The 15662-nt window shown below is 44.3% G+C and carries 18 protein-coding genes and 1 pseudogene; 10 read left to right on the top strand and 9 right to left on the bottom strand.

From position 1 onward, the window contains the following. Window positions 1–136: 136 nt before the first annotated feature. From ribH to AC1RJL_RS08930, 7 genes are all read left to right on the top strand, one after another. Complete coding sequence (gene ribH / locus AC1RJL_RS08960) at window positions 137–607, top strand: 6,7-dimethyl-8-ribityllumazine synthase (RefSeq protein ID WP_492913050.1); 471 nt, start codon at window positions 137–139, stop codon at window positions 605–607. Between the two features lie 190 nt (window positions 608–797). Further along, entirely contained in the window at window positions 798–1220 is a 423-nt protein-coding gene (nusB, locus tag AC1RJL_RS08955) for a transcription antitermination factor NusB (RefSeq protein ID WP_492913458.1), read from the top strand. An 83-nt stretch (window positions 1221–1303) separates the two neighbouring features. After that, window positions 1304–2275 carry a thiamine-phosphate kinase gene (thiL, locus tag AC1RJL_RS08950; RefSeq protein ID WP_492913048.1) on the top strand — a complete coding sequence of 324 codons (972 nt, stop codon included), beginning with the start codon at window positions 1304–1306 and terminating at the stop codon, window positions 2273–2275. Further along, complete coding sequence (locus AC1RJL_RS08945; protein ID WP_492913046.1) at window positions 2272–2757, top strand: phosphatidylglycerophosphatase A family protein; 486 nt, start codon at window positions 2272–2274, stop codon at window positions 2755–2757. The genes thiL and AC1RJL_RS08945 overlap by 4 nt, the downstream gene beginning before the upstream one ends. Next, the gene (gene ribA, locus AC1RJL_RS08940) at window positions 2754–3356 is read left to right on the top strand and encodes a GTP cyclohydrolase II (RefSeq protein ID WP_492913044.1); all 603 of its coding nucleotides are present in this window, start codon (window positions 2754–2756) and stop codon (window positions 3354–3356) included. The genes AC1RJL_RS08945 and ribA overlap by 4 nt, the downstream gene beginning before the upstream one ends. 16 nt (window positions 3357–3372) lie before the next feature. Then, a complete protein-coding gene (dapB, locus tag AC1RJL_RS08935; RefSeq protein ID WP_492913042.1) occupies window positions 3373–4176 on the top strand; it encodes a 4-hydroxy-tetrahydrodipicolinate reductase in 804 nt (267 codons plus the stop codon). An 82-nt stretch (window positions 4177–4258) separates the two neighbouring features. Beyond that, on the top strand, window positions 4259–5167 hold the full coding sequence (locus AC1RJL_RS08930; protein ID WP_492913040.1) for a DUF808 domain-containing protein: 909 nt from the start codon (window positions 4259–4261) through the stop codon (window positions 5165–5167). A gap of 402 nt (window positions 5168–5569) precedes the next feature. Here AC1RJL_RS08930 and AC1RJL_RS08925 read toward each other — a convergent pair whose 3' ends face one another. The 3 genes from AC1RJL_RS08925 to AC1RJL_RS08915 form a co-directional block, all read right to left on the bottom strand. Further along, a complete protein-coding gene (locus AC1RJL_RS08925) occupies window positions 5570–5953 on the bottom strand; it encodes a hypothetical protein (RefSeq protein ID WP_492913038.1) in 384 nt (127 codons plus the stop codon). Between the two features lies 1 nt (window position 5954). Further along, entirely contained in the window at window positions 5955–6335 is a 381-nt protein-coding gene (locus AC1RJL_RS08920; protein ID WP_492913036.1) for a polymorphic toxin type 44 domain-containing protein, read from the bottom strand. Between the two features lie 65 nt (window positions 6336–6400). Next, window positions 6401–7030, bottom strand: coding sequence for an RHS repeat-associated core domain-containing protein (locus AC1RJL_RS08915; RefSeq protein WP_492913034.1), 630 nt, complete (start codon window positions 7028–7030; stop codon window positions 6401–6403). Between the two features lie 97 nt (window positions 7031–7127). On the opposite strand from AC1RJL_RS08915, the pseudogene AC1RJL_RS08910 reads away from it, so the two are divergent. Beyond that, window positions 7128–7241 (top strand): annotated as a pseudogene (locus AC1RJL_RS08910) (transposase domain-containing protein); the annotation flags it as partial. 154 nt (window positions 7242–7395) lie between these two features. Here the strand turns inward: AC1RJL_RS08910 and AC1RJL_RS08905 are convergent. Together AC1RJL_RS08905 and AC1RJL_RS08900 are read right to left on the bottom strand one after the other, a co-directional pair. Beyond that, the gene (locus tag AC1RJL_RS08905; RefSeq protein ID WP_492913032.1) at window positions 7396–7716 is read right to left on the bottom strand and encodes a hypothetical protein; all 321 of its coding nucleotides are present in this window, start codon (window positions 7714–7716) and stop codon (window positions 7396–7398) included. Then, on the bottom strand, window positions 7704–8096 hold the full coding sequence (locus AC1RJL_RS08900) for a hypothetical protein (RefSeq protein ID WP_492913030.1): 393 nt from the start codon (window positions 8094–8096) through the stop codon (window positions 7704–7706). The genes AC1RJL_RS08905 and AC1RJL_RS08900 overlap by 13 nt, the downstream gene beginning before the upstream one ends. A 41-nt stretch (window positions 8097–8137) precedes the next feature. Between AC1RJL_RS08900 and AC1RJL_RS08895 the strand changes: the two genes are divergently transcribed. Then, window positions 8138–8362 (top strand): SymE family type I addiction module toxin, encoded by a 225-nt coding sequence (locus tag AC1RJL_RS08895; RefSeq protein WP_492913028.1) that lies wholly within the window; start codon window positions 8138–8140, stop codon window positions 8360–8362. 82 nt (window positions 8363–8444) lie between these two features. Here the strand turns inward: AC1RJL_RS08895 and AC1RJL_RS08890 are convergent, their stop codons facing one another. Together AC1RJL_RS08890 and AC1RJL_RS08885 are read right to left on the bottom strand one after the other, a co-directional pair. Continuing rightward, on the bottom strand, window positions 8445–8963 hold the full coding sequence (locus AC1RJL_RS08890) for a YcxB family protein (protein ID WP_492913026.1): 519 nt from the start codon (window positions 8961–8963) through the stop codon (window positions 8445–8447). Next, window positions 8963–9676, bottom strand: a complete 714-nt coding sequence (locus AC1RJL_RS08885; RefSeq protein ID WP_492913024.1) for an RHS repeat-associated core domain-containing protein — start codon at window positions 9674–9676, stop codon at window positions 8963–8965. The genes AC1RJL_RS08890 and AC1RJL_RS08885 overlap by 1 nt, the downstream gene beginning before the upstream one ends. Before the next feature lie 140 nt (window positions 9677–9816). Here AC1RJL_RS08885 and AC1RJL_RS08880 point away from each other — a divergent pair, with 140 nt between their 5' ends. After that, window positions 9817–9975: a SymE family type I addiction module toxin gene (locus tag AC1RJL_RS08880; RefSeq protein ID WP_492913022.1), complete on the top strand. Its 159-nt coding sequence runs from the start codon at window positions 9817–9819 to the stop codon at window positions 9973–9975. An 86-nt stretch (window positions 9976–10061) separates the two neighbouring features. Here AC1RJL_RS08880 and AC1RJL_RS08875 read toward each other — a convergent pair whose 3' ends face one another. Both AC1RJL_RS08875 and AC1RJL_RS08870 read right to left on the bottom strand, forming a co-directional pair. Further along, a complete protein-coding gene (locus AC1RJL_RS08875) occupies window positions 10062–10511 on the bottom strand; it encodes a hypothetical protein (RefSeq protein WP_492913020.1) in 450 nt (149 codons plus the stop codon). Further along, a complete protein-coding gene (locus AC1RJL_RS08870; protein WP_492913018.1) occupies window positions 10495–15024 on the bottom strand; it encodes an RHS repeat-associated core domain-containing protein in 4530 nt (1509 codons plus the stop codon). Before AC1RJL_RS08870 ends, AC1RJL_RS08875 begins: the two co-directional genes overlap by 17 nt. Window positions 15025–15662: the final 638 nt, after the last annotated feature.

Below are 15662 nucleotides of genomic sequence, written 5' to 3'. Positions count from 1 at the left end.
CACAATCCCCCCTTGAAAACGGGGCGCGTAGCTGGGAGGGGCAACGAGCACTCCGAATGAGTGGGTGTTGCTCCTCCCAGCTGTGTGTCCGGCTAGGGGAGGGGGTAATAAACTTGAAATTTAAAGAGAAAAAAGTATGAGCAATATCAAAGTTATTGAAGGTGATTTTTCTGCATCAGCAGGCAAGTACGCGTTGATCGTTAGCCGCTGGAACAGTTTTGTGGTTGAGAGTTTGAAAGACGGCGCATTGGATACTTTGCGTCGCCACGGTATTAAAGACGAAAACATCACTATCTATTACGCTCCCGGCGCGTTTGAATTCCCGCTGACTGCGCAAAAAATTGCAGCGAAAAAAGAGTTTGATGCGATCATCGCATTGGGTGCGGTTATTCGCGGCGGCACACCACATTTTGATTATGTTGCCGGTGAATGCGTTAAAGGTTTGGCTCAGGTTTCCCTGCAATACAGCGTGCCTGTCACCTTCGGTGTGCTGACTGTCGATTCAATTGAACAAGCAATTGAGCGCTCTGGCACCAAAGCAGGCAACAAGGGTGTTGAAGCAGCTTCGACAGCACTGGAAATGGTTTCGCTTTTTGGAAAAATCTAAAGCTGGAAATCAAAAGCTCAATACAATTTAACGTCGCGTTATTTTTATTTCATGCCCGTGTACGCGGGCATTCAAGTTCTTTATCAGGTAATTGTTCATGACTACTCCTTCAGGTCAAACCGGCCCTTTGGATCAAACCGGAAATGCCAGTCCATCCGCGCAAAAAGGCCACACTGCTGCAACCCGCCGTATGGCTCGTCACTATGCGATGCAAGCGCTGTATCAATGGCATATGACCGGCAATTCACTCAATTCAATCGAAGCGGAATTCCGCACCGATAACGATATGGGCAAAGTGGATGTGGAATATTTCCACGATATCCTCCACGGCGTGCCTGAACATTTGAGCGAACTTGATGCGGTTTATGAACCCTTCCTGGTTGAGCGCTCATTGGCAGAATTGGATGCAATTACGCGCGCGTTGCTGCGTCTTGCCACTTATGAATTTAAATTCCGTATTGATGTCCCATACAAAGTAGTGATTAACGAAGCGGTTGCGTTGGCGAAAAAGTTTGGTGCAGAAGACAGCCACAAATTTATCAATGGCGTATTGGATAAAACTGCTGTTGTGTTGCGTGCTCCAGAAGTTAACGCCGAACGCAAAAGCCGTTAATTCCAGGGCGATCATTGCTTGCCTTCACTTCAAAAACTATTCAACTCTCTTAAATTACTTAACTCTTCTAAAACGACTTAACAGTGCCCAGTGAATTCCAACTGATCCAGCAATTTTTCCAGCGTGAGCAAGCCGAGCAGCCTGCCGCTGGAGTATTGCTGGGCATTGGCGACGACTGCGCACTCTTGCAAATCCCATCAGGCAAACAATTAGCGATAACCGTAGATACGTTGGTTGCCGGTGTTCACTTTCCTGCAGCTGCCGATCCCCAACTAATGGCCGAGCGGGCACTGCGCACCAATTTAAGTGACCTTGCCGCCATGGGCGCAGATCCTTTGTGGTTTACCCTCGCGCTGACACTGCCCGATGCCAATGAAGATTGGCTGCGCAGTTTTAGTCGCGGTTTGTTTGCCTGTGCACGCGAATACGGAATTGCCCTGGTTGGGGGTGATACTACCTCTGGCCCTTTAACAATTACGATTCAAGCGATGGGTGCGATTGCTCCGCAACAAACCATGCGTCGCGACGGTGCCAATGCCGGTGATTTTATTTTGGTCACTAATACACTTGGTGATGGTGCGGCCGCATTGGCGTCAATCCAAAACACGCGCATGTTTAATGGCGAACATGCAGAGTATTTATTGCAACGGTTTTATCGCCCGATACCGCGTCTATTTGAATCCGCATTGATCCGTGAGTTTGCGAGCAGCGCCGTGGATATCTCCGATGGTTTGGTTGCAGACTTGCAGCATATTTGCGACGCGAGTGATCTTGGTGCAGTGATTGATGTTGAAAATCTTCCGCTGTCGGCAGCGGTGCTTTCACTCGCTGATTCGGCACAAGGCTACCAATGGGCACTCGCTGGTGGCGACGACTATGAATTATGTTTCACTGTGCCGCCCGAGAATATGGCAGATATTGCTATGTTAATTGCGCAGGGAAAATTAAACGCAACGGTTATTGGCGAAATGATTCCCGGCCATAAGGTTATTTGCGAATATGAAGGCGAACCTTTTGCGTTAGCCACAACCGGATATCAACATTTCTCATCATGAAAACGCCCAGCTTCAAAGAAATGCTCGCGAATCCCAACCATTTATTTGCGTTTGGATTTGGTAGCGGGCTGGCGAAAAGAGCGCCCGGTACCTTCGGCACGCTGGCGGCGATTCCTTTTTTCCTGCTGCTGCAACATCTGACTTGGCCAGTTTATTTAAGCTGGTTATTGGTGACCTTTGCGCTGGGTGTATTCTGGTGTGATCGCTCATCAAAAGCATTGGGTGTACACGATCACGGCGGCATTGTGTGGGACGAATTTGTCGGGTTCTGGATCACCATGTTTATGGCTCCTGCCGGCGTTTGGTGGATAGTGCTCGGGTTTTTCCTGTTCCGCTTTTTCGACATCCTTAAGCCTTGGCCCATCAGCTGGCTGGATAAAAAAGTGCACGGCGGTTTTGGCATTATGATCGATGATGCGCTGGCCGGAGTATACGCACTGATTGTGTTGCAACTAATTGTTTTTTCTGTGAGGTCCCTGTGACTGTTCGCTTTGTTGAATCATCCAAATTGCCTACGCCTTGGGGCATTTTTGTCATGCATGGTTTTTGCGATGAAGAAAATTTAAAAGAGCATGTCGTGCTTACCATGGGCGACATTAGCGGCGACGAGCCGTTGCTTGCGCGCATCCATTCGGAGTGTTTAACCGGTGATGCACTCTTCAGTATGCGCTGCGATTGCGGTCCGCAATTGCAAGCGGCGATGCACAAAATTGCATTAGCTGGCCGCGGCGTAATTTTTTATTTGCGCCAGGAAGGTCGTGGTATTGGCCTGCTAAATAAAATCAGGGCTTATCATTTGCAGGATCAAGGAGCGGATACCGTCGAAGCAAATGAACAGTTGGGTTTTGGTGCAGATATGCGCGATTACTCCATTCTCAAGCCCATGCTTGAACATTTGAATATCACAGCATTGAAATTGCTCACCAATAATCCGCGCAAAGTAAAAGCCCTGCAGGATATGGGCATTAATGTGATCGAGCGGATGCCGCACCAAACCGGGCGCAATCCGCACAACGCAAAATATCTGGAAACAAAAAAAGGCAAACTCGGCCATTTGTTTAACAGTGAAGACGACGAATAATTTCAGGAAAAATACGATGACAAGAATTGCAATCGCTGGCGCAGCAGGCCGTATGGGCAAGGCGCTGATTGAAGCCACACAAAAAAATCCGCAAACCTTTTTAGGTGCAGCCAGCCTTCGCCCCGGCAGCTCGCTGATTGGTGCTGACGCAGGTGAATTGGGCAATGTAGGAAAACTCGGTGTGTTTTTAGTTGGCGATATTGCCGACGTGGTTGATCAGTTTGATGTATTGATTGATTTCAGTTCGCCCACGGCAACCCTGCAAAATGTGAAAATATGTGCTGCCAACAATAAACCTATCGTTATTGGTACTACGGGATTTAGTGTCGCAGAAAAAGCAGAGTTGCTTGCCTATCAAACTCAAATTCCATTGCTACTCTCTGCTAATTTTTCTACCGGCGTGAATTTATGTTTTAAATTGCTCGACCTCGCTGCGCGCGTGTTAGGTGATGAATATGATGTGGAAGTCTATGAAGCACATCATCGCCATAAAGTGGATTCACCATCAGGTACTGCGGTGCGTATGGGCGAAGTGCTTGCGAATGCATTGGAGCGCGATTTGGAGAAGGTTGCGGTCTATGGTCGCGAAGGTCAAATCGGCGCACGTCCGCGCGATACTATTGGTTTTGCCACTGTCCGTGGCGGCGATGTAGTGGGTGATCACACCGTCATGTTTATGGCCGATGGTGAGCGCGTAGAAATCACCCACAAAGCATCGAGCCGTTTGGCATTTGCCAATGGTGCTGTGCGTGCAGCAGTGTGGCTGCAACAACAAAAATCCGGCTTGTTTGATATGCAAGATGTGTTGGGGTTGCGTTGATCTTGCGTAGGTTGGGCAGCCATGCCCAACAATAAACTGATATTTTGGGCATGACTGCCCAACTTACAAAACAAGGTGTGTTATGGCAGGTTCCAGCTTATTGATGTTGCTCGATGATATCGCCACCGTATTGGACGATGTGGCAGTGATGACCAAAGTTGCCGCCAAAAAAACAGCTGGTGTGTTGGGTGATGACCTGGCGCTAAATGCTCAGCAAGTGCAGGGAATTCGGGCAGAGCGTGAGCTGCCGGTAGTATGGGCGGTAGCGAAAGGTTCAGCGCTCAACAAAGCGATTCTTGTTCCCGCCGCGCTGTTAATCAGCGCGCTTGTTCCCTGGTTGATTACACCGCTCTTGATGATCGGCGGTGCTTATTTGTGCTTTGAGGGTTTCGAAAAACTTGCGCACAAATTTTTGTATCCAAAACATGAAGTGCAACAGCAACATCAGGAGTTAATTGAGGCAGTCGCGAATCCTGAAGTGGATTTGGTTGCCTTTGAGAAAGAAAAAATCAAAGGTGCAGTGCGCACCGATTTTATTCTCTCCGCCGAAATTATCGTTATCGCACTCGGTACTGTCGCCGCCGCGACTTTCGCAAAGCAAGCCGCCGTAGTAGTGAGTATCGCGATACTAATGACTGTCGGTGTGTATGGTTTCGTCGCGCTGATTGTGAAGCTGGATGATATGGGCGCGCACCTGTGCAAAAAGCCGGGCGCGATAGCGCAATTCTTTGGCAATATCCTGCTCGCCGCTGCACCCAAACTGATGAAACTTCTGTCGGTACTCGGCACTGCTGCCATGTTTATGGTGGGGGGCGGGATTGTTACCCACAGTATCCCGATAATCCATCATTGGATCGAACATGTGGCCGCCGCAACCGAGCCGGTAGGCTGGTTGACTTCATCGGTCGTGAGTGGTCTTGCCGGGGTGGTGATTGGTGCGCTGGTGCTTGTGGTAATGATTCTGATTGGCAAGATATTCAATCGCCAGTAATATGTTTTTTACGCTACAAATCGTATTGATCATGCAATTGGTTGGAAACCAAGATATCGCCGACCATCATTATGTGTTCATATGTGTACGTTTTGCACAGCCGACATTTGTGTTGCTTATGCTTGGTAAACGATTACCAACAACAGGGGTTGCATAGGTATCTGTACTGCCACCCCAAGTGTGGCTGGCAGCGTTTGATGGATATGGTTGAGGATTATCAGGATGTTTGTGGGTAATGCTAAGCGTTGGTTAGGCGCTTACGGTTCATGACAATCATTCAAAAAATAGAATTGTTCTATCGGCGGGCTAAAAAAACAAAACCCCACTTTTTTAGAGTGGGGTTTGTCAGCGATCTAAGCCACCAATCAGGGCTTTTTTATAGATATCAAACCCAAATGGTTTTTATTTACTGCAAAGCTTAACACTATTCATAGTTATTTTAACCCTCTTAAAGTCTCGGTATATAAAGTCTGCAAAATTTCTAAATTCAAATATTCTTCCGCATGCTATTTCTATCTTTATGTGGTCATTATCGATCCACCTTACAGAAACACCGTCAGTATCATCAACCTTCAATACTTTTACTGGTTTCGCATTAGGTAAATTACTCATAAGGTAGACAGAAAAAATATTTGATGTAGTGGCATCAACAGAATCCTTTGCCACAATAATTTTTTCGTTGTCAGAGTTTTTAGCTTCATAAACTAGCTCACCAGGAACATTAGAGTACGATGAATTGGAAAGCAAAAAAAATGCTGCAACAAAGATAAATTTAGAATAGTTCATTTTATTTTCTACACCTGTAATAGTAATCAAAACCCTTCTTAATTAATGCCTGATCTGCAGGATCATCACCGTACGGCGCTTCACCAAAAGGGTCGCCCCATTCAGGCAATGATGTACCAGCTTGATGCTGCGCATATCCCGCCATCTGCAACAAGATAGTTTCCGAAAATCCTGCTGCCAAACCTGTAGCCCCGTAGTTGAAGTTACCAAAATCACCATATTGACGCCCCTGCTGCTTGTAATCCCATGGGCCTTTATTCTGGACAAAAGATTTAAATATTCTAGGGTCTCGCGCTCTAATTAAGAATCCAGTTTTAATATCTTTATCAATATCCGCTCCGGGTGGAGAGTCAGGAATATCTTTGCAATCGCATTCGCTCAACCCTGACGGGTCAATTTTACTAATTGGATTTCCACTTACGTAAGCGTAGGTATTAATCCCACCCTCTAATCCAATCGGATCACTTTGGATGTATCGCCCAATACTCGATCATAATACCGATTCCAGTTGTACCAAAGGGCGCTTTCCTTATCGTAATACTGCCCCGGAAAACCAGGATTAAAACCGCCAACATTATCAACTGTTACCGTGCGGTCAAATGCTCCGTTGTTTGCTCGCCATACGATAGCTTTAGTGGAATTTGTAATCACTTCTGCACGTCCTAAATGATCATTATGAACGGCGTATACCTGATTATTGCGTATCAACCCAACGATTTGTCCATTGAGATAGACATATATACTGCCAATGCTTGTGGAGTTTGCTGCAGTCTCGGCAACAAGTTTTCCGGAGGTATCATAGAGATAATAATAAGCTGGACTAATTCCCTGGTTGTTAGACGATTTATAGACTCGCTGATTGAAGGCATTATTCACATAGGATGTGTTTCCTCCAATACTATTGGAAATATGTGTCAGTCGATTAAATACATCATAAGTGTAATTGCCTCCGGCCCCGGCAGGACTGCCCCAGCTGGTCACATTTCCTATTGAATTATAAGTGTAACCTTTTGTACGGATGACATTTGCATTGGTGATGCCCGGCAAATGATTGCCAATTGTGGTTGCCGTATTCACTGTATTTTTTCATAAAGCCTCAGGTTAAATGAGAGGCTCACGCTAGTTGAAAAAGGGAAGTGTCGGTAGCGTGGTGTTGGTTAGGTGCTTACGAATGGGCTGGAGCCCCTATGCCTATCTGCGAAAAATCTTTACAGAGCTTCCGCAGGCATCAGCGCTTGAGCAGATCGAGAGGTTATTGCCTTGGAATGTAAAGGATGGGGTTGGTTAGGTTCTTACGTAGGGAGCCGTATGCGTTAGCAGCGCACGTACGGAACTGTGCGGGGGGCCAGGTGACCGGCATTCCTACCGCGACCGGTAAAAAAGCCCGTCGCGATTTCTCGAGGCGGGCCTATTATTCGATCAGCGAACATCAAAAAATTGACTTATGTTGTCCAAAGAACATTTCGAATTGATATTGTCATCACCACCACAGCACTTAGCAAAAAGAACAATATGAACCGCACAACCTTACCAATTTTCAGCGATGGAGCTAAAGATATTAGGGCTATTGAAAACAACCAGCCTTCACTAAAGGCACCCAACCAATATGCAAACTCAAGTTGTTCCCAGAATTCTGGATATAACTCGAGATCACCTTTAGGAAGCTTGTGTATATTAAATAGTGTAATTTCGGCCAATACAGCAAGCAGAGCATACACACAAGATAATATTAGAAGTACATAATTTAATTTTATTTTTTGCATTTACAGCTACCTTTTCCTGTCTCTAAAATTTTACCTTTCGCTTTAGCTGTCCGAGTATCACCTTCTCTGTAAGCATCCTTTTCCATTAACCCGTCATCTAATTTGAGGCCCGCCATGAATCTATCTCCGAAAGATTGGTGGTTAGCATGCCAGTTCTCATGAACAATTGTGTTGTAAAGCATCACCTTTTGCTCAGGACTTAGCGTCCCACCATATACATTTTTGTTTAGCAATGGAGAGGCCCATGGCGTGAGAGGGGTATACCCCGCTTTCATTCTTCCGGTAGTTCGATCTCGCGATGTGTTGTAAAGATATTCATTCATCCATTCCGGCCGATTAATAGTCATGTCTGGATTTTCCTGAATTGCAAGTGCAATCATGTCATCAACATCACACTCAGCCAAACCTGAAGGAGTCAACAATGGCTAAGCGCGATTCTACGCAAGCAACACCACCCTGTCACATTCGCCAGGTCAAGACCGGGCGCATGGTCTACGACTACCGGCGCAAGACACAGTACCCGCCACAGGCTACGGTGCCCTGGTTGCAACTCAAGGGGCATTGGTTGGAGCAGGCGGGGTTCACGATTAATTCGCCGGTGACGGTTCGAGTGATGCGCGGGTGTTTGGTGTTGACGACGGAATAAATACTGCGAATAGGTTGCATAAAAACAAAGGCCCCAATTAACACTGGGGCCTTTTGCAATCAATAAAAAATATAACCGATAGCTACGTTCTAACTTGATGCTCCAGCAAAAAATCTATGAATGCCTGTCGTTCTCCCTGCTCTGATAAAAGCCGTTTAGGTAGCCAACTCATAACACTATCATCAAAATAAAAAATGATGCCTTTTGGGGTGTCTATAAATGTAAGAAGCTCATCCCAGTTCCTTGTAAAGCTACCCATATCATCAGCTTCAATCTTTATACAATCATCATAAAACTCTAAAACAAGTTCTTGTTGAGGTGCATTGTTTAGTTTAATTTTCCTGCGCCTTAAATATGGCTTGGCAACAAAATAATAAATAACTCCAATGCCAAGAAGCAGCCACACTACTGGTCGCCAACTTAGGTTAGCTACGTCAAATGTGAATATACCTGCTAACAGCCATGCAATCCCCAGCAGGATAATTATCCAGCGGAATGGTGCTCGAAATAAGCGGGCAGTTCGTTCAGCTTCTTCGGCTTCAAGTAAGTCGTGTACTGTGCTTATAAATCGATATTGATATATGGGTGTTTTATTAATCATTACGGACACCCACAATTATTGCCTGATGCGCTTGCGCCGGCAGCCGCCCCAGCAGCAGCGCCTTTATAAACATTTGGAATGCGGTCAAGTTGTTGAATTGGCGCAGGCCATTTCTCACCTGATCTTTGACTGTGTGATGGATAACGATAAGGGTCATGTTTGTAATGGCGATTGGGGGTAACATAATTGCCATTCCAATTTGAGCGTGGGCCACCGAATCTATTTGGTATCCAGTGCGAAAATTCCATACCCTGCGCTTTTTGCCCAGCAGAGCGCCAACCTGCTGCACCACCTGCCGCAAAACCATAACCAATTCCAGCCCACTCACCAGCACCGTATCCACCTGAGCACTTATCAACGGCAGAATTGGTTCCCATTTGATCACGGAGCCAATCGGTCATTCCAAAAGAAATCGTATCGCCAAAACCCGCAGAGAAATCAACTAAGCCTTGCGGCAGTGGATCACCAATCGCCCAAAGACCATAGGGATCATAAAACATGACAGGATTGTTTGCAGCGTAAGCATAGGTATTCGGCCCGTCATAAAGCCCCAAAGGATCACTTTGGATGTATTTGCCAATACTCGCATCATAATACCGATTCCAGTTGTACCAAAGGGCGCTTTCCTTATCGTAATACTGCCCCGGAAACAATTTATCTGACGCAAAATCGTAGTAACAACCCCTACAGCCCAAGTCCCGTGCGGCTTCCAAAGCTGCACAGCCTAACAGAACTCCCCCGGATTTTCACACAGACCCCAACGCGGGTTTTCGGCTTAATAGCCCCAATGGCTAGACGCGATTCTACGCAAGCAACACCGCCCTGTCACATTCGCAAGATCAAGACCGGGAGCATGATTTACGACTACCGGCGCAAGACACAGTACCCGCCACAGGCCACCGTGCCCTGGTTGCAATTGAAGGGGCATTGGTTGGAGCAGGCGGGGTTCACGATTAACTCGCCGGTGACGATTCGGGTTATGCAGGGGTGTTTGGTGTTGACGACGGAATAATTCAGCACCAACAAATAAAACTCATAAAAAAGCCCAGCGTTTATAGCTGGGCTTTTTTATTTTATTTAAAAAGTAAGAAACAATTTTTAGCCTGATGATTCTTTTTTGTCAGCGATTGCCTTCCACTTACGCTTGAACTGTATGATGACCGCCACCGCACAAGCAATTTCAAACAGTTGGAAGCAAAGATATCGCCATCCATAATCATGCGCAGAAACCGCAGCCACGACATAATGCAACACGATAAAGGAAGGCAATATAAGAAACGCCCCAAGAAAAAAATCTTCTGACCTTCTAAAGAACACTAGGAAGAATCCTCCAATAATCAAAGGGACTAATCCTGGAAAAAGTAAAATTTCCTTTATAAAAAAACTAACAAAACTGAAATTTTTTAAATGTTTATGATGAGAAATGTCTATCCACCCAAGCACAAAAAAGCTTAAGTAGATAGCAAGACCAAACAACCAGAAAATTATTCCATAAATACGCAGCAAAAGGTGTTCTTTAAACCAGGGAGTCTTATTGATTACAGCCACATTGATCTCCTGCTGGTAATAATTGATTGCGAGGGTCATAAGGGGAATTACCAACCGGGTCATAAGGCACGACATTTGGCAGCACACCCTGTGGCCAACGATTTCCGCCATACCAGAAGGTACTGACACCTGCATTTTGGAAAGCTGCATTGTGGTATTGATCAATGTGATCGCCTCGTGGTGGGTAATTGCCACGACCATTTAATGCACGGGCAATTTGATCCTGGCTTATTAAGTCAGCCCTGATTTGATTGGCTATTGCAGATTGGGAGGCAGTAGTGTTTCCACTCATCCATGCTTGAGTAATACCAGCTTGTAGCATTCTATTTACACCGCCATGTTCGCCTCTGCAAATTTGCGCAGCGTCTTTGTAATACTGGCATCCAGTTTGTGAAGCCAGATTGTCGTAATAGGAACACATTGACGTATCACCCCAACCGTCATAATCCCATTTAGCCAAACCATAAGGGTCAATGTATTTAATTGGATTCCCCTCAACGTAGGCATAGGTATTAATTCCTCCCTCTAATCCAATAGGATCACTCTGGATGTATTTGCCAATACTCGCATCATAATACCGGTTCCAGTTGTACCAAAGGCCGCTTTCCTTATCATAATACTGCCCCAGAAAACCAGGATTAAAGCCGCCAACGTTATCAACTGTTACCGTGCGGTCAAACGCTCCATTGTTTGCTCGCCATACAATAGCTTTAGTGGAATTTGTAATCACTTCTGCACGTCCTAAATGATCATTATGCACGGCGTATACCTGATTATTGCGTATCAACCCAACGATTTGTCCATTGAGATAGACATACATACTGCCAATGCTTGTGGAATTTGCTGCAGTCTCAGCAACAAGTTTTCCGGAGGTATCATAGAGATAATAATAAGCTGGACTAATGCCCTGGTTGTTAGACGATTTATAGACTCGCTGATTGAAGGCATTATTCACATAGGATGTGTTTCCTCCAATACTATTGGAAATATGTGTCAGTCGATTAAATACATCGTAAGTGTAATTGCCTCCGGCCCCGGCAGGACTGCCCCAGCTGGTCACATTTCCTATTGAATTATAAGTGTAACCTTTTGTACGGCTGACATTTGCGTTAGTGATACCCGGCAAACGGTTGCCACTTGTGGCTGCCGTATAAGTATCCGTACTGCCGCCCCAGGTATGGCTGGTGCGGTTGCCGTTGGCATCATAGGTGAAACTTTGATTGCCCAATCCAGAGGTTATTGTTTTTAAGCGCGAAGCATTGTCATAAGTGTAGGTCTGGCTAGCAGTAGTATTGATACTGTTTGTAATTCCGGTAATTTCCGATGCAGTATTTTGCGTGTACTTTAAATTTTGAATTCCCGTCGTCGAAATGTAATCCAATAAACCATCCGGATGGTAATTCACCGTTCTTATTAAGCCATTACCAAATTGATAGTTCCGGGCAGTGGGATGTACATGGCTAATATCGGAGATGACGGTTGTCCACGCACCGGCAATATTCGCTTCAATTTTTATAACGGCGTTATTAATGTCATAACTATATCGAAGGACAATGCCATTAGGATAAGTTTCTGTAGCCAAGCGACCGTAGGCGTCATAACTATAGTTTATGACAAGGCTTAACCCATTAATTACGCTGGTTTGTTTAGTTATTTGGCCGAGCACATTATATTCATAACTCACGCTGCCGGAGCTATCGGTTACCGAACACAAACGTCCTTTACCATTGGGGCAATCACTGCCAAGCACGCCGTATTTTTTAACGATACTTTGTGAGGGGAATCCACCGCCTGATGCGGTAAGGTGGGTTAACCGATTTAATGCATCATAGGTATAGGTATTAACGACACCGTTTGCTTGTGTCATGGTACTGACTAATCCATTTGGATAATACGTATAGCTACTTCCATTTGTATCCGGGCTGCTGAGGTTAATTAACTCTCCTACACCATTTCTACCGTAGCTGGTCGTTTTATTGCTTGGGTCGATAATACTGCCAATGTTGCCAGCAGCATTATATTGGAACGTGGTGACTTCATTGAGAGGATTGGTAATAGTACCTAATTGGTTGTCTGGTTTATAGGTAAAGCGAGTTGTTCGGTTTAATCCATCCTTGATGGTTTCCACATTAGTATTGGCGTCATAAGTGTAATCAGAGCGGCGATTAGATGCGCCTTTCGTTGCAGATAAATTGCCGAAACTATCATATTCGAATATTTGGCGTACAGCGCGTGTCGGAGGAATGGTAGTGCCTGGCGGACAGCCTGGGCAGACACCATTGGTTAAGGGATATACATCAACTATTTCGGTAATGTTACTGAGGTTGTCATAATTATATTCAGTGTATTCTCCACTAAAGGGTGATTGCCCAGCACCTGGATGGCTCGGTAGAGGTTTTCTCGTTGTTTTTAAACGACCAATCGTGTCGTAGGTGTTTGCAACATAGTCACCATTGGGATAGGTAATATTGGTAACAGCATCAAATGCATTGTATGTGATTGAAGTTACCAGCGGGTTTGCACCATATTTGTTGAGGGTTTTTTTCTTGAGCCTAGATTTTCCATCATATTCGTAACCATTTATCATTCCATTGGGATCGGTAACTTCCACTGGAAAATCTTCTGAGGCTACATAGGAATAAATGGTATCGTTATTAAGTGGATCTTTTGTTGAAGTTAAACGACCAACGCTATTGTATGTATAGGTCGTAATATCATTGACATCAGTTCGAGGACCATTGACTGTTTTTGTAGCAATTAATTTACTAGAATAAAAAGTGTAGTCATATGTCGTTGTTCTTGAAGTAAGCGTTTCATCTTTTATAGTAACTGATTTTATTCTGTAATTTTTTTCTGCACCATAATATCCATATGAAATATCACGTAGCGGGTTTCCACTCGCTGATGGGCAATATTCTCCCGATTTGCAAGTAACCCCGGCAATTGCACCATTCCAGATTTTTTCACCTGCTAATCGGTTCGATTCGCCCCAAATATATTCTTTAGTTTGTCCGTTGAAGAATTCTGTTTTTAGCCTTTTTTGGGCGTCATAAGTGTAACTGGTACGATTTCCCTTCCAGTCTTCCTTATAGGATAAGCTGGTTCTATCAGATGCATACTGTGAGGCTGCTGTAGCGAAGGGACAATTTGGAGTGCCATCGCGTGTAATCCCATTTAATTTTCGATCGGCCGGATCGTAATGGTATGTTGTTACCGCATTTTTGGCGTTAAACACTTGAGTCATTGTATAAAGATAAGAAAAATTAGTTTTTTCAACACCACCAACTTTTCCGCTTTGTGCAACCTTATTATTTTGAAGGCCTGGCTCCAGATAAATATATTGTGTTTGCCTAACATTATTAATTGAGAATCCTTCCAAGCGCCCCCAATTGTCGTAATGATACTTCTTGGTATCGCTATTAGCGTAGGTTACTTGCTCCAGTCTAATAAGTTCTGTATATCCATTACTGTCATAATAGGAATGATCGAAATGTGAGTAATTTATTACTCGACCTGTTGGCAATGTGATGGACGCAACGCGCGAAAGAGTATTATTCCACGTAAAAACTAATTGTCGCCCGGTTGTATGTGTAATGGATTGAATTCGATACCCGTTATAAGTAAACGTCCAGCCAATTCCGTGCACATCATATTGCGATGCAATTTGGCCATTTGAATAATAGGTTTTAACTGCACCATCCGAACTATTCAACAACCATGTGCCATTTGCTTGCTGCTGTAATGAAAAACCTTCAATGGGAGATCCCAAGTGCACCCACTTTAGTAGGCTAGCTGACCATTCAAAACTATAAATATTACCTTGATCTATTAAATTAATAGTTTTGATGGTGGTTGAGTTCATTACCTTATTGCAATCAGCATCTGCCTTTCCGTATTCGATTTCGCACTGGGACTTATCATTAAATAAAAAGCTTAGCTTGTTATCTATTTGGCTGGCCCATGTATCCCCAAAAACTCCTCCCTTGTAATAAACATTATATTCCCTGCTAATCATTAGAGGACTTTCATCATTTGCGGTGTAATCATTTTCATGAAGTAGTTTTTGTCCGGTCGCTATGTTTACAGGCAAACAGGTATCTTCACGTGGCGTCCCATCTTTTTTATCACCTGATTCCATTTTTGGGGTGAAATTTTGGGGTGCATATGGGTTGGCTATCTGCGGAACCAGAAAATCTAACGGTATATTCCTCCACCAATCGTCAAGTGCTTCAGCCTCAACCTTTACCTTTGGTAATTTGGTTCGCGATGTCTCTTGGCATGATTGAGCTTCCCATTGCTGGCATTCAGCCATATTTTTATAGCCATTAAAATCAAATGTATTACATTTGGCTTGAGCCTCGTTAATGCATTCGTTGTAAGTAAGCGCATTTGTTGAAGAAACAAATGTCATTGCCGAGAGAGTTATTAATAGTGATATTTTTCTAAAAGCATCATTAAACTTATTTTTAACTTGAAAGAAATAACTGCATAACTCCAGTGGTGTACACGACATACATAATTCCTATTATGTTTAAAGAAGGCAGAGATTGAATGGATTGAAAACGCAAAAAAGATTGAAGATCTTTTCTTTATTTGAAAAAGAAAAAACAAGGGAAGGGCATTGAAAAACTAAATGCAGAGGTGTTATGTCCTTGTCTCATCCATGCAACTTTTGAAATGGCCAGATCCAGCCAGTGCAAAAAAACGTTTCTGGCGGCTACTAAATTAAAGAGTTTGTAAAGTTTTGTCAAGAATGATTCCTGTTTGTATGTGGTACATCGAGGACACAGGTACGATTTCAAATTAGATTTTTAACAAGCCTTGAGCCACGGCCTTTATAAAATGTTATTAGATTAGATAAGAAGGCAAGGTATTTAGAGAAGATATTTGATGACCAATGATACAATCGGACGCTGATTCAGGCTAGATTCCCATGGACATAAAGGCATCACTCCCGTAGAATTCGCGGTCAGATTGCGGCTGACCCAATCAAGTCCGCACAACGAATACAAAACGGTTCGTACAAGAACATAAAAAGGCGAGATGAGATTTGGGTTTCATCTCGCTTTTTTACAACCAGACGTTTTACAGCCGGAATAAATTTGCCTTTAAACTCAATCGCTTATCGCGCTGCCCACCTAATCCGTGTCA

Source organism: Cellvibrio sp. GW822-FHT04B05, assembly GCF_058800985.1.
Note: the sequence above shows the minus strand (reverse complement) of the source record. Positions and strands in the feature narration are given on the sequence as shown.

Bases quoted from the DNA above. Each gene is read 5' to 3' on its own strand.
- ribH (WP_492913050.1), top strand. From the start codon at position 137: ATGAGCAATATCAAAGTTATTGAAGGTGATTTTTCTGCATCAGCAGGC.
- nusB (WP_492913458.1), top strand. From the start codon at position 798: ATGGCTCGTCACTATGCGATGCAAGCGCTGTATCAATGGCATATGACC.
- AC1RJL_RS08945 (WP_492913046.1), top strand. From the start codon at position 2,272: ATGAAAACGCCCAGCTTCAAAGAAATGCTCGCGAATCCCAACCATTTA.
- dapB (WP_492913042.1), top strand. From the start codon at position 3,373: ATGACAAGAATTGCAATCGCTGGCGCAGCAGGCCGTATGGGCAAGGCG.
- AC1RJL_RS08930 (WP_492913040.1), top strand. From the start codon at position 4,259: ATGGCAGGTTCCAGCTTATTGATGTTGCTCGATGATATCGCCACCGTA.
- AC1RJL_RS08925 (WP_492913038.1), bottom strand. From the start codon at position 5,953: ATGAACTATTCTAAATTTATCTTTGTTGCAGCATTTTTTTTGCTTTCC.
- AC1RJL_RS08905 (WP_492913032.1), bottom strand. From the start codon at position 7,716: ATGCAAAAAATAAAATTAAATTATGTACTTCTAATATTATCTTGTGTG.
- AC1RJL_RS08900 (WP_492913030.1), bottom strand. From the start codon at position 8,096: ATGATTGCACTTGCAATTCAGGAAAATCCAGACATGACTATTAATCGG.
- AC1RJL_RS08895 (WP_492913028.1), top strand. From the start codon at position 8,138: ATGGCTAAGCGCGATTCTACGCAAGCAACACCACCCTGTCACATTCGC.
- AC1RJL_RS08890 (WP_492913026.1), bottom strand. From the start codon at position 8,963: ATGATTAATAAAACACCCATATATCAATATCGATTTATAAGCACAGTA.
- AC1RJL_RS08880 (WP_492913022.1), top strand. From the start codon at position 9,817: ATGATTTACGACTACCGGCGCAAGACACAGTACCCGCCACAGGCCACC.
- AC1RJL_RS08870 (WP_492913018.1), bottom strand. From the start codon at position 15,024: ATGTCGTGTACACCACTGGAGTTATGCAGTTATTTCTTTCAAGTTAAA.